At 70.5% G+C, this 12,876-nt stretch carries 9 protein-coding genes and 6 pseudogenes; 8 read left to right on the forward strand and 7 right to left on the reverse strand.

The features are described from left to right. Window positions 1-25: 25 nt before the first annotated feature. From IEJ02_RS20925 to IEJ02_RS48725, 3 pseudogenes are all read left to right on the forward strand, one after another. Window positions 26-277 (forward strand): annotated as a pseudogene (locus IEJ02_RS20925) (cysteine desulfurase NifS); the annotation flags it as partial. 124 nt (window positions 278-401) lie between these two features. Continuing rightward, window positions 402-632: pseudogene (locus tag IEJ02_RS20930) on the forward strand (PLP-dependent transferase); the annotation flags it as partial. A gap of 73 nt (window positions 633-705) precedes the next feature. Continuing rightward, a pseudogene (locus IEJ02_RS48725) lies at window positions 706-954 on the forward strand (transposase); the annotation flags it as partial. Here IEJ02_RS48725 and IEJ02_RS20935 read toward each other — a convergent pair. The 4 genes from IEJ02_RS20935 to IEJ02_RS20950 all read right to left on the reverse strand — a co-directional run bounded on the left by IEJ02_RS20935 (window position 844) and on the right by IEJ02_RS20950 (window position 5,354). After that, window positions 844-1,350: a hypothetical protein gene (locus IEJ02_RS20935; RefSeq protein ID WP_191066254.1), complete on the reverse strand. Its 507-nt coding sequence runs from the start codon at window positions 1,348-1,350 to the stop codon at window positions 844-846. The pseudogene IEJ02_RS48725 and the gene IEJ02_RS20935 overlap by 111 nt on opposite strands. A 423-nt stretch (window positions 1,351-1,773) precedes the next feature. Beyond that, entirely contained in the window at window positions 1,774-2,163 is a 390-nt protein-coding gene (locus IEJ02_RS20940) for a hypothetical protein (RefSeq protein WP_191066255.1), read from the reverse strand. A gap of 570 nt (window positions 2,164-2,733) precedes the next feature. Continuing rightward, a complete protein-coding gene (locus IEJ02_RS20945) occupies window positions 2,734-4,077 on the reverse strand; it encodes a carotenoid oxygenase family protein (protein ID WP_191066256.1) in 1,344 nt (447 codons plus the stop codon). Beyond that, window positions 4,074-5,354, reverse strand: a complete 1,281-nt coding sequence (locus IEJ02_RS20950) for an MFS transporter (RefSeq protein ID WP_191066257.1) — start codon at window positions 5,352-5,354, stop codon at window positions 4,074-4,076. Before IEJ02_RS20950 ends, IEJ02_RS20945 begins: the two co-directional genes overlap by 4 nt. Window positions 5,355-5,606: 252 nt before the next feature. On the opposite strand from IEJ02_RS20950, the gene IEJ02_RS20955 reads away from it, so the two are divergent. Next, window positions 5,607-8,273, forward strand: coding sequence for an ATP-binding protein (locus IEJ02_RS20955; RefSeq protein WP_191066258.1), 2,667 nt, complete (start codon window positions 5,607-5,609; stop codon window positions 8,271-8,273). Here the strand turns inward: IEJ02_RS20955 and IEJ02_RS20960 are convergent. Further along, window positions 8,235-8,543, reverse strand: coding sequence for a DUF2255 family protein (locus IEJ02_RS20960; protein WP_191066259.1), 309 nt, complete (start codon window positions 8,541-8,543; stop codon window positions 8,235-8,237). The genes IEJ02_RS20955 and IEJ02_RS20960 overlap by 39 nt on opposite strands. 330 nt (window positions 8,544-8,873) lie before the next feature. On the opposite strand from IEJ02_RS20960, the pseudogene IEJ02_RS48730 reads away from it, so the two are divergent. Beyond that, window positions 8,874-9,104, forward strand: a pseudogene (locus IEJ02_RS48730) (SDR family oxidoreductase); the annotation flags it as partial. After that, window positions 9,037-9,366 (forward strand): hypothetical protein, encoded by a 330-nt coding sequence (locus IEJ02_RS20965; protein ID WP_191066260.1) that lies wholly within the window; start codon window positions 9,037-9,039, stop codon window positions 9,364-9,366. The pseudogene IEJ02_RS48730 and the gene IEJ02_RS20965, both read left to right, overlap by 68 nt. A gap of 179 nt (window positions 9,367-9,545) precedes the next feature. On the opposite strand, the gene IEJ02_RS20970 is transcribed toward IEJ02_RS20965, so the two are convergent. Next, window positions 9,546-9,947 carry a RidA family protein gene (locus tag IEJ02_RS20970; RefSeq protein WP_191066261.1) on the reverse strand — a complete coding sequence of 134 codons (402 nt, stop codon included), beginning with the start codon at window positions 9,945-9,947 and terminating at the stop codon, window positions 9,546-9,548. Between the two features lie 101 nt (window positions 9,948-10,048). Here IEJ02_RS20970 and IEJ02_RS20975 point away from each other — a divergent pair. Beyond that, window positions 10,049-10,433, forward strand: a pseudogene (locus IEJ02_RS20975) (winged helix-turn-helix transcriptional regulator). Between the two features lie 265 nt (window positions 10,434-10,698). Here the strand turns inward: IEJ02_RS20975 and IEJ02_RS20980 are convergent. Further along, entirely contained in the window at window positions 10,699-12,300 is a 1,602-nt protein-coding gene (locus IEJ02_RS20980) for a cupredoxin domain-containing protein (protein WP_191066262.1), read from the reverse strand. A 345-nt stretch (window positions 12,301-12,645) separates the two neighbouring features. On the opposite strand from IEJ02_RS20980, the pseudogene IEJ02_RS48735 reads away from it, so the two are divergent. Then, window positions 12,646-12,876 (forward strand): annotated as a pseudogene (locus tag IEJ02_RS48735) (hypothetical protein); the annotation flags it as partial.

Raw genomic sequence — 12,876 nt, forward strand, 5'->3', positions numbered from 1 at the left:
CGTCGCCCTCGGCGCCGCCGCCGAAATAGCGGCCGCCGACCTCGCCGCCGGCGCCCCAGCCCACATCGCGGCCCTGCGTAACGAACTCCACCAGCGGCTCACCGACGGGCTGCCCGGCCGTGTCCACCTCAACGGGCCCGACAAGCAGCGCCTGCCGAACACCCTGAACATCAGCATCGAGTGCTTCCTCGGCCACGAGCTCCTCGCCGCCGCCGGCCAGATCGCGGCCTCCACCGGATCGGCCTGCCACAGCGGCGCCCACACCGCCTCCCCCGTGCTGACCGCCATGGGCCTCGACCCAGCCCGCGCGCTCGGCACCCTGCGGCTGTCCCTGGGCCCTGGACCACCCCAGACGACATCGAGACAGCGGCAACGGCCCTCATCCGGGCGGCTGCCGCGCAATGACCGGGTCGACCAGCCCGGTTCGGAGGAGTCCGACGACCGCATTCCTCCTCGCCCGCTCCCTGCCCGTGCGGGTCCGCGCGCAGAACGACACCGCGCAGGCTGTCGCCGCCTTCCTCGCCACCCACTCGCGCGTCGCTCGCGTCCACTATCCGGGGCTGGCCACCGGGGAGCGGAAACGCATCGTGGACGCGCAGACGCGCGGCGGGGGCGGCATGCTCAGTCGCCGTCCTGGACGCGGACGCCGAGCTCGGTCGAACCACTTGCTGATGTCCGGCTGGATCACGGTGATGATGCGCACCGCGCCTCCTCGGCCGACTCCGCTCCGACCGGGTCATGCGACGGCCGACACCGCCGCGGGTCTACGACCCCAAAGGCGGCCGACCGCCCGAGCACGGCGGCGAGTTCGTCTTCGGCGGTCCCACAGCCTGGGGCACCGAGTTAGCCGTGACGGTCACCGACACCCGCCTTTACGGGAAGGCGCCCGCGCAGGCATGGGACCGGCTGCGCTCGAGGCTGACCCGACGGAAGCAGCAGACCGGTGGACGCGGCTGCTGATCGCCGCCTATGCCGAGCCGGGTGCGCCGCGGCGTTGATCGACATGAGCCTGACCAGCAGCGTCGTCCAGAACTGCCCCAGCTCACGGGGCTTGTAGCGGCGGCGGCCCACCAGGGCGTCGCGGGTGGAGCGCAGCTCCGGCGGGACGGCGTCCTCCACGACAGGGACCTGTCCCAACCGCACGGCCTGCCGCAGCGCGACGACGTCCACTCCGCATCCGTTCAGGTAGCTCACCGCCGCGCAGGACGGGTCGTCCAGGATGGCCACCAGCAGATCGGCCGGCGAGCGCTCGGCGCCCTGACCGGCCACGGACGGTTGCTCCTGGCACCGGGCGAGCGCCGCCGCCCCGGCCGTGCTGAGCGTGAGCGAGCGGTCCTCCTGCTCGGCCAACGGAACCTCGCCCCGCGCCCCCCCCTGCGGATCACGTGCGTCGTGAGGTCGTACGAGGCGAGGAACTCCTGGACCTGTTCGTCCTTGCTGATGCAGGCCAGCAGGATGTGTGTGCTGACGTGGCGCATTGCGTAGACCGGGCCGAAGGCAGTGCGCAGGGCCTTGTCGGCGCGGAAGTCTGAGGTCATGCGGAAGATCTTGGCCCAGGCGCGTGGGGTGTTGCATCAGCCCACGGTCGAAACCAGTACGACGAAAGTCGGACACCGGTGCGACGAAAAGGGACCTGGCGCGACCCCGCAAAGACCTACTAACCGCAGATTTTGCCGTGGTCGCCGGGGGTGCGCAGGACGGGGCTTGTGGGCCCGGGGACCGAGCCCGCAGGCTCGATCCCCAGGCCAGCCTTCAGGCGCCCGAGCCTTCCGGTCAGGGAGTTGTGCAGATGACGAAGGCTCTGATGGACTCGTTCACGGTGTTGGTGTTGGTACCGCGCACGATCCAGGAATCGCCGCTGGCGAAGGAGTCGGTGAAGAAGATCTTGAAGGCTGAGGTCGTACCGCCCCCGCCTGTGGGTACCTGACCAGCTGGGCAGGCGACGCTGGCTACGACGTTCCCTCCAGGGGGCACGGTGACGAAGGGGCCGAAGAACTGCGAGTGCGGGGCCAGCAGTTCCGAGCTGGCATCTGCCTTTGCGGATGGGGCGACGTCCGCCTTCTTGCCGCTGGAGCGGTCGTCGGCGAGGGCGGTCGTGGTGCCCCCGATGAGGACGCCGGCAGCAGCGAGAGCAGTCAGAGCAAGGGTGGTTGCACGAACCATCCTGACCTCCTGAATCCGGGCCCCGCTCCCCTGATGGACGCGGAAGCTCCAACTCCGAAGCTACACAGCGAAGCCAGTTGACCACAGTGCGTACAGGTGGTGCGACGGGGGCGTGGAGGGGCGCGGATGGCGGCCCACCTTCGCCCCCGCTCGGCCAAGGCAGCGCGGCGAGGTCGCAGGCAGGTGAAGCGGGCGTTGAGGTGCGTTGGTATGACCTGTGCATGCATCGCGCCTGCTTCCGGTCACCCTGCCGAGGGCGGCGAGCCGTACGGCGGAGCGGCAGCGCACCGCCGTACGTCAGCGAACGGGCCTGTCGTACGACAAGGCCAGGGCTTGGAAGATCGCCGAGGCGGTCATGCGGAGCGAGGCGGTGTCGAAGAACCACGCGGCGGATCTGGTCACCATCGTGTTGACCCGCTCGAGGGGAGCAGCGATCCGGATGGTGCGGCCGGCGACGATGGGGGCGTTCTCTCGTCGATGGTCGTGGGGTACGTCGTGGCGGTTCCTCGGAGTTGGGGGCACGGGCCGCCGTGACGGAGAGTCAACGGCGGCCCGGGCGGCCGGGGTGGATCAGGCGGACGGATCGGCGTCGGGGATCCAGTGGCCGTGGATGCCGGCGGGCACCCTGCGGGGGAGTTCGACGGCGGCCACGGTGCTCAGGTCGCTCGCGTCCAGCACGAGCAGCTCCGAAGCGTCGGCCTTGAGGTCGCTGACGATGGTGAGCAGGTAGCCGTCGTCCTCGGCGGTCCCGCCTTCGGCGGGGGCGAAGACGGCCTCGCCGGGCATCCGGCCCTCACCGTGCGCGAGCAGCTTCTCCTGGCCGGTTCGCGTGTCGAACTTGATGGTGTGGTAGCCCGACAGGCCCGCTCCGGGGAAGGCGATGGCGTAGCTGTAGCGGTAGGCCGAGCCGGTGTGGGCATCGTTGATCGACGGGAACTCGGTGGCCAGGTCGTTGAGGGACTCACTGGTGACCTTGCCCGTGGCCGGGTCCATGGTCCACCGGTAGAACGTCGAGCCGGCGTCGGGGCTGGTGCCGTAGCCGGGGGCGCCGACCCACCACTTCCACGAGTTCTCCCAGGCGGAACGGTCGAAGCGCGGTGCTTCGAGGACGATTCGGCCCTGCGCGTCGGTGTAGGCGCCTGTGACGTGCAGCAGCGCCGCCTGGTCGGGCACCTCGAACCAGGTGGTCCTGCCGCCGGCGCGCGGCATCACGCCGATGCGCAGCGGGACGTCGTCGTGCCAGCGGTAGGGGATGCCGGAGTGCTCGGCGTCGTCGAAGACAACCGGCGAGTTGATGAAGACGACATGCTCGCGGGTGATGGCGAAGTCGTGCATGAGGGAGGGGCCGGAGCCGTCGATGACCTGCGACGTGACGATGTCGCCGGAGGCGTCGGCCACGTAGTAGGTCAGGTACGGCGGGAAGGGGCCGTAGCCGAAGAAGTGCAGCTCGCCGGTGTCCGGGTCCTCCTTGGGGTGGGCTGTCATCGCGCTGGTGAGCTTGCCGCCGAAGTCGTGGACGCCGATCGTGTCGAGGTCGGCGCTGACCTCCCAGGGCAGGTTGGCTTCCTGCAGGGCCAGGTAGCGGCCCCCGTGGAAGATGATGTTGGTGGCGGCGACGCTGACTTCGAGCTCGGTTCCAGTGAACGGCACGCCGTCCAGGAAGGGGGTGCGCACCCAGCGGTTGCGGTACCACTCCGCCCGGCCGTTCGTGAGCCGGATGCCGTGGATCATGCCCTCGCCTCGGAACCAGTGGGTGGGGGTGACGCCCGGCTTGGGATTGTGGCCGTTGCGGAAGTAGCGGCCGTTCAGCTCGGGCGGGAGGGTCCCGCGCACCTTCAGCTCGCGGCCGGTGATCTCATCGGTGACGGGGGTGAAGTGCCCGCTGATGTAGGGCTTGGTGAGGGGCATGGTCATGCCTTTCGCGTCGAGAGAGCCGAGATGAGCAGGGCCAGGGCGGCGCAGGCCAGGAAGGCCGAGCCGTAGGAGGGGAGCGGGGTCAGGAAGGACAGGCCGACGGCTCCGCCGATCTGCCGGGTGGCGTTGACCAGGCCACCGGCCAGACCGCTGTCGGCGGGCGGGACGCCCGCGGAGGACATCGCGGTGAGCCGTACGAAGGCCACCCCGAGGCCGATGCCGATGAGCAGCGCCGGACCGAGCAGGTCCACGGGGAAAATGCCCTCGTCCGGGGTCCGGGACAGCCAGCCCAGTCCGGCCGCGAGAACCAGTAGGCCCACGGGGAGCACGTAGCGGTCGGAGACTTTGCCGGTGACCCAGGACGAGAGGGTGATCATGAGGGCGAGGGGGAGCTGGGTCAGCCCGGCCTCCAACGGCGAGTAGCCGAGGGTGCGTTGCTGGTAGAGCGGCAGGAAGTAGAAGAGGCCGAGCCAGACCGCGCCGAGGAGGGCCATCAGTACGTTGGGCACCGCCACGATCTTCATGCGGGCCGGAAGGAGTGGGTCGGCGGAGCGGCGCTGGAGGGCCGCGAACAGGCCGAGCAGCGCCAGGCCGATTACCGCGAGCGGCCACGGGCCGGACAGGCCGTAGGTGAGCGCGACCAGCCCCGCCGTCACCGTCATCGCGCTCGGAGCGTCGAGGGTTCCGCCACCTGGCCGGTCGGCCCCGACCAGCAGCCAGGTGGCCACCAGGACGGTCAGGGCGAGGGGCACCATCACGGCGAACACCGCACGCCAGCCGTACAGGCTGGTGAGCAGCCCGCTCAGCAGCACGCCCGCCGCCCCGCCGGCACCGGAGACCGCGCCCCAAACTCCGAGCGCGGTGCCACGCCGCTTTCTGTCGGGATAGAGCGTGAGCACGAGGGCCAGCGCCGTGGGCGCCAGCAGCGCGGCGCCGACTCCCTGCACTGCCCTGCAGACGATCAGCGCGATCGCCGTGGGCACCAGTGCCGCGCCCAGGGAGGAGAGGGCGAACAGGCCGATGCCGAGCAGAAACACGCGGCGAAGGCCGTATACGTCGCCCGCACGCCCGCCCGGCAGCAACAGCGCGCCGAAGACCAGTACATAGGCGTTGACCGTCCACGCCTGGCCCGTGTCCGACAGATCAAGCCCGGTCCGGATCTGAGGCAGGGCGACATTCACGATCGAGGTGCTCAGCACGACCAGGAACTGGGCAGTGGCCAGAACCGCCAGCGGTATCCAGCCCGTGGTGATTCGTTGCGGTGCGGTGCGGCTCATGGCTCGACACTCGCAGCGAGCGCCCGCCGCTCGCGTCGGTGGTCATTGCCTATACGCGCCCCCTGCGGGACGGCCCTTGGGCAGTTCCGTTCGGTTCAGTGGCTCGTTGGTCCGGGTTGCCGTTGGCTGACGCGCAGTGGGCGCGGATCGAACCGTTGCTGCCGGACCGGACGCCCACAGCGGGGCGGCCGTCTGCGACTGGGGTCTCTCCCGGATTCCCCCCGGCGGCTCACGACCGCATAGGTTTCGGGCATGCTCGAGACATACACGGATGTGCTGATCGGTCGTCAGGACGAGATACGGCAGCTCGACGCCCTGCTCCGAGCGGCACGGGAGGGCTCGGGCGGCGCCTTGGTGCTGCGCGGTGAGCCGGGCATCGGCAAGAGCGCGCTGCTGCGGCATCTGGACGAGGCCGCGACCGGATTCGTCGTCATGCGGGCGTCCGGCGCGGAGTTCGAGATGGAGCTGCCGTTCGCCGCGCTGCACCAGTTGCTCGCGCCCGTCACCGGCCGGCTGGCGGCGTTGCCTGGGCCGCACCGCAAGGCGCTGGAGATCGCTTTCGGCCTCGACACCGGCACACCCGATCCGTTCCTGGTCGGCGTCGCCTCGCTCGGCCTCCTGGTGGAGATCGTGCGGGAACGCCCGCTCCTGTGCGTCGTCGACGACGCACAGTGGCTGGACCAGGCGTCGGCCAAGGCGCTTGCCTTCCTGGCCCGCCGAGTCTCGGCCGAGTCGATCGCCCTCGTGTTCGCGGCGCGCGAGCCGACCCGCCTGCCCGAGCTGAACGAGCTGCCCAGCTGTACCCTCCAGGGGCTTGGCGAAGCGGATGCCCGCGCGCTGCTGGCCGCGGTGCTCCGTGCTCCCTTGGACGAGCGGGTGCGCGACCGCATCCTGGACGAGGCGCGCGGCAACCCCCTCGCGCTGGTGGAGCTTCCCAGGACCGCCGGACTCGACGGGATGGCGGGCGGATTCGCCCAGCCCGACTCGGTGCCCGACATGATCGAGCAGAGCTTCAGGTCCCGGCTGGAGGTCCTGTCGCCACCGGCCCGGCAACTGGTGACCGTCGCCGCCGCCGACCCGATCGGCGACCCCGGCCTGCTGTGGCGTGCGGCCGAACGGCTGGGCATCGACCCCGCCGCCGCGGAGTCCGTCCCGCTGGTCGAGTTCGGCACCCGGATCCGCTTCAGCCACCCCCTCGCCCGCTCGGCCGCCTACCGCGCCGCGGCGCCGGACGAGCGACGCAGGGCGCACGAGGCGCTGGCCGTCGTGACCCCGGTCACCGACCCCGACCGGCGGGCCTGGCATCGCGCCCAGGCCAGCGCCGGACCGGACGAGCAGGTCGCCGCCGAGCTCGAAGCCTCCGCCACCCGCGCCCAGGAACGTGGCGGTGTTGCCGCGGCCGCGGCCTTCCTCGAACGCTCGGCCGCGCTCACGATCAGCCCGGACCGTCGCGCCGAGCGGGCCCTCGCCGCGATCCAGGCCAAGCTCTCGGTGGGCGACTTCGACAGGGCGGCCCATCTGCTCAGCACCGTCCCGACGGACGATCCGCGCCAGGCCGCCAGGGCCGACCTGCTCCGCGGCAGGCTGTCTTTCGTCCGCCGCCGGGGCGACGAACGCCCTACGGAGAACCTCCTGCGTGCCGCCGACCGGCTGGTGGCCACCGATCGTGCCTGGGCGCGGGAGTGCTACCTGGACGCCATCGAGATGGGCCTTCTGCTCGGCGGCCTCGACCACGTGGTGAAGGCCGCCAGGAAGGCCTCGGCCTCTTCGGATCCGGACGGGCCGGCCTCCAGCGCGGACGCGCTCCTGTCCGGCCTGATCAGCCTGGTCGGCGACGGGTATCCGGCGGCTGGGGAGATCCTCCGGCCGGTCGTCGACGACCTCGACGACGAGGTGTGGGCCAAGCGGCCGTCACTGGGCTTCATGGTGGCCACCGAGCTGTGGAACTTCGATGCCTTGTACGGCATCGCCACTCGTGCCGTCGCGGCGGGCCGCGAGTCAGGCTCCTTCCACTCGCTGCCCATCGGACTGGCCATGCAGGCCACGGCGACCGTCCACGCAGGCGACTTCGGTGCCGCGATGGAGCTGATCTCCGAGGAGGAGGCGATCGCCGACGCCACCGGCGCGGCACCGCTGGTCCACCCGCGCCTCCACTTGGCCGCGATGCGCGGGCGGCGCGAGGAGGCCGTCGAACTGTTCGCGTCGGTGGATCACCGGATGAGCCTCAGCGTGCCGTGGGCGACGGCCGTGCTCAACAACGGTCTGGCCGACTACCCGGCCGCGCTGGAGGCGGCGAAGCAGGCGGTCGAGTACGGCGCTGTCGGCACGGCGGGCCTTGCCCTGCCCGAACTGGTCGAGGCGGCCGTGCGGTGCGGCGAGGCCGAACTCGCCGCCGCGGCCCTCGCGTCCCTCCAAGAGCGCACGCAGGCGGGTCGGCAGGCCTGGGGGCTGGGTGTCGAGGCCTATGCGCGGGCCATGGTAGCCGAGGACGAGTCCGCCTATCAGGAGGCGATCGGCCTTCTCGACGACAGCGCCCTGGTGGTCTACCGGGCCAGGGCACATCTGCTGTACGGAGAGTGGCTGCGTCGGCAGGGCCGACGGCGTGACGCCCGGTCCGAGTTGCGGCTGGCGCACGAGTCACTGACCGACCTCGGGGTGGAGGCGTTCGCCGAGCGCGCCGCCGGTGAGTTGCGCGCCACGGGCGCGCAGGCCCGCAGCCGCACGTCGAAGGCATCGGACCAGCTGACGATGCGGGAGGTGCACATCGCGCGGCTGGTCGCGGACGGCGCCACCTCCAAGGAAGTGGCGGCCAAGCTGTTCCTCAGCCCGCGGACGGTGGACGCGCATCTGCGCAACATCTTCCGCAAGCTTGGGCTCGCCTCACGCAGGCAGCTGCGGAACCTGCCCGACCTTCGTTAGCCGCATGGTGGTGGCCGCGGCCTCGCCGGGTCGGCCCAACCCGTACGTGGCCCGGTAGGCACCGGAGACGCGCTGGACGAGTTCGGGGTCGTCCACCACAGGTTGGAGAGTGACGGACAGCCGGACCCCGGCCACCTCCACCTCCACCTCCGTGTCCGCGTGCCGCAGGACCCGGCGGTACCAGCCACTGCGCCGTCCGAAAGCCGAGCGGACATACGCCTCCCCGCCGAGGACCATCCCCCAGACCGTCCTGGCCGGCGGTGGCCTCATCCACGGGCCCTGGCGGCTGCTCCGTTCAGCCCGAACACAGTGGGACCGGTCCGACATGCTGACACGTTTGCGGATCATGCTGGCCGATATCGGCGCCACGAACGACGCGGAGTTCGAGATCGCACTGCGGGACCTGCTCATCCGCGACGACTGTCGGCCCGAAGGGTAGGCGTCGGTGGCACTGACCGGACCCGTCTCGCCCATCCTCACGGGACCACGACCGGCCTTCCCGAGCGCCCCCGCAATCGTCGCGGGGGGCGACCCGCGGCGCGGGCCGGGCGATGGCCGTCGAGCTGGGGGCGGCCGGGGCCACCGTCTACGCGACGGGGAAAGGAGCCGCACTTCGCCATCGCCGAATCACCGCACTTCGTCGGGCGCGCGGTCGCCGCGCTCGCCGCCGACCCGGACCGGGCGCGGTGGAACGGCAAGTCCGTCTTCAGCGGGGATCTGGCCAAGGTCTACGGCTCCACCGACGTGGACGGCTCCCGGCCGGATGCCTTCGGCTACTTCCGGGACGTCGTCTTCGGCGGCAAGGACGCGACAGCCACCGATTACCGGTAAGGCGCGCGGCCTGCCGCTCCACCCGGACGCGGCGGTCGCATGCTTCCTGGAGATCCGCCACACCGGCCCGTACCCCACCCCCGCTGACCTCGACCACCCCTTCCCCTCCCCCATCACCCACACCCTGTCCGACCTCACCGCCGACGAGCGCCATGTCCTGCGCAGCGCCGGCCTGCTGGACGTCTTCGATGTTGGCCTGGCCACCCATGCTGCCGCCTGGCTGACCAGGCGGCAGCATGCAGGCTCATCGAGCGGCCGTTGATCACCGAGGCTCCGCAGCCGAACAGCCCCGTGAAGCCCCACCGGACCAGGTGGAGGCGCCGACGCCGCTCACGTAGCCGGACGCCCTCGAGGACGTCGGCGCTCCTACCGGCTCGGCCAGCACCCGGGCCCGAACGAACGGTGACCCCAGAGGGCTGTGCGACGTGCGAGGAGGCGGACTCAAGCGGGCAGCTTCGTGTCGATGACGAAGCTGATCTCGATGACCTGGCCGGGCAAGGTCAGTTCAGTGATGCCCAGGACCGTGCTGGCCGGGCGGTGGTCGCCGAAGTACGCCCGGTTGCCCTCCGCCGTCGCCGCGGCGTTCTGCCGCAGGTTCACCACGTACACGGTCTGCGAGACGACCTGGTTCCGGGTGGCGCCGTAGTGGTCCAGGACCCTGTCCATGTTGGCGTAGGTCTGCTTGAGCTGGGCGGCGAAGTCGCCCGCGTGGAGGAACTCGCCCGCCTCGTCGAACGAGAGCTGTCCGGAGACGTGGATCAGATCGCCGGACTTGATCGCCTGTGAGTAGCCGAAGTCGCTCTCGGCCGGCACGTTGTAGGTGAAGACATCAATGGTGGCCACGGTTTTCGCCCTTCCGATCTGCTCTCTTGTGGTTACTCGGAAACCATAGGAGAGTGACAGCCGACCTGGAAGAACGCACTTTTCGGTGACTGAGGAACCTGATGGTGACCAAGCAGCTGCTCCAGGGCCTGCCCGAGGACGCTGATCTGCGGCGCGCGGACTCCCTGGCGCGGGAGATCTTCTCGGACGTCGCCAACAAGTGGGCGCTGCTGATCACCGAGGCGCTCGGCGAGCGCACCCTGCGTTTCAGCGAGCTGCGGAACGAGGTCGAGGGCGTCAGTCACAAGATGCTCACCCAGAATCTGCGCATGCTGGAGCGCAACGGCCTGGTCGACCGGACGGTGCACCCCACCGTGCCGCCGCGAGTGGAGTAACACCCTCACCGAGCCGGGCCGGGCCCTGCGTACCGCGGTCGATGTCATATGCGGCTGGACCCACCAGCACCTCCGTCACATCGAGAGTGCACGCGGCCGTTTCGACGCCTGACGGGCACGCAGCGGCACGCTCGCCTTGCGCGCTTCCTTGTGACGTAACGTCGGGACTCTTGAAGCCTTCTCGCGTCGCCCAACCGATCCACCGTTCGGTCCGATGTGCCCGGCCTCGCAGCGAGACCGGGCACCTCTCGGTGATGCTATGGCGCCTTCGTCCCGCATCGGGAGGAGCCGGGTTCCGGCGCGGGGCGATCATCGCTCGGCATGAAGTCGCCGTGTAGGCCGACGATGCTGGGCGGTCTCTTCAGACTTCGGGGCACCTAGGTGACCGTCAAAGTCACCGGCCCACCCGGCATCGGGGTGCCGTTCGGGAAACCGAAGGACGAGGACTTGCGCGCCTGGTCGGATAGGCGCAGGGCGATGGTGTACGTCCCGGGGGCCACGTCGGAGGGGAGTGGGAAGGAGAGGGTCAACGGGCCGCTGAAGGTCGGTGAGGTACCGCCGGACACGGCCGGGATCCACTGCCCCGAGGAGTCGATCAGGTAGACGTCATAGCCGTTGACACCCGCGGTGGTGCCCGAGACGTTGACGGTGAGGCGGAGGTCCGTGAAGTGGTCCGTTGCCGGGATGGTGGTGGGCGAGAGCGTGGCCCGGTCGATCTGGGGCAGCACCGTGTCGGGTGCCGAAGCGATCGTCAGACCGGTCTCCGGTGCGCCGAACTCCGAGCCGTACAGGGCGACGTTCCCGGCGTTGTCCGTGATGGTCACGCCGGTGATGTGGCAGGTGAAGGCCCCCCGCGGCACGTCGTACTTCACCGAGACGGTCCCGTCCGCCGCGGTCGTCGCCGTGGTGGAGGTCTGCCGGCAGCCGTTGCCACTGCCGGAGTTCACGACCGCCGACGCGACCTCGCCCTGGTCCCCGTGGGGCCGGAAACCGACCTTGATCGTCCGGGCGCCGTGCCAGGTGTCGACCGGGTTCGGCGTCGCCGTGAAACCCTCCGCGGAGAGCACGTCGTTGGAGGTGACGTGGACGGGGGCGGCTGAGAGGTTGTTGTAGGTGCTGGTGTTGCCCGCGTTGTCGGTGAGCTTGACCTGCGAGACGGCCCACGTGCCTGATGCCGCGTGCGCGGGGAAGGTCACGGACACGCGGCAGGACCCGGCGTACGTCTGGCCCCACTCGATGTAGCCACACCCCTGGTAGCCCGCGTCCCAGGTCCAATCGATCGCGAACGAGCCGGTCAGGTGCTGCCCGCCGGGGCCGGTCACCGTCAGGGTGCCGCCGGAGATGCCGGCCTGGGGGTCCTGCACGTCGAGATCGTAGGTCATGCTCGACGAGTCCTCGCCGACGTAGACGTACGGCTCCCGTTCGTGGTTCACCACGAGGTCGTCGTACGTCGGGCCCTGTGTGTCGGCGAGCGTCTTCGCCTCGAACGTGTTGTGGAAAGCACCCAGCCGGGTGGCGTCCCAGTCCAGCGAGGTGCCCTCGGTATCCCAGGCCTGTAAGCGGGTAACGGCCCAAGTCACCGACGTCCCGGCCGCGTGCTGCGGAACGGCCAGGGTCCACTCATAAGTAGCCTCTTCAGGCGTCGAACCGGGCACCACGGTGATGTCCTGGCCAGAGGAGCCCACGTCATAGGTCCCGACCAGCGACACGCCCAGGTAGGTGCCGGCCGTCGCGCCCTGGCGGTGCAGGTAGACCCGCGCGCTCATGCCGTCGGTCTCTGGGGTGGTGTCCGTCATCGTCCAGCGGAGCGTGACGGTCTGGCCGCCAGGCGTCGCGTCCACTACGGACGGGGTGAAGTCCATGTCAGTCACGGCCATGGTGCCCGTCTCCTGCGCCACCGCGGTCCCCGTGATCGGCGTCAGGGCCAGCGCGAGCCCCACCCCGATCGCCGCGATCATCCGTCTCAGTCGTATGCGCAACTCTGGTCCCCTCATTCTGTTTTCCGTCGTGTCCCCGCACTCGGGGCAAGCGGACTGTAACAGTGCGGTGACTGATCTGTTCGGCTGCGCCCGTGCCAGCTCGCAGCGCACAACTACGGACCGCGCACCTGGCTGCGTTCGGGCGCTGACGGAGATGTCGCGTCCGCCGTGGACCAAGCGCTTGACCTCTTGGACCGCTTGGACCGCACCTGGAGTGAGACCGGTGAAACGCTCGTGGTCGTGGCCAGGGCCAGCACCCCGATGTGGCAGATCGTCCAACGCATCGAGAGCCTGCAGACCGAGCGCGGCCGGGCCGATACCGAGGAGCGGCCGAGAGGATACTCAGTGCCCTGGCAGGGGCCTCAGTCGCTATGGGCGACCGGCACCCGGCAGAGGCTCGGCGGTCCCGAGGTGCTCACCATCGTGGACGCGCCCGAGCCCCAGCCCCCGTGGTCGAGGAGGCGCCGCAGACGTGGCGGTTCAGGCCCGGCGACGAGGTGTTCGGGATGCCGCTGTTCCCGCGGGCGGCGAGCGCGTACGCCGAGGTCGTGTCGGCGCCGGCGTTGCACCTGGCGG

The organism is Streptomyces sp. 5-10 (assembly GCF_014712245.1).
Lineage (GTDB): Bacteria > Actinomycetota > Actinomycetes > Streptomycetales > Streptomycetaceae > Streptomyces > Streptomyces violaceusniger.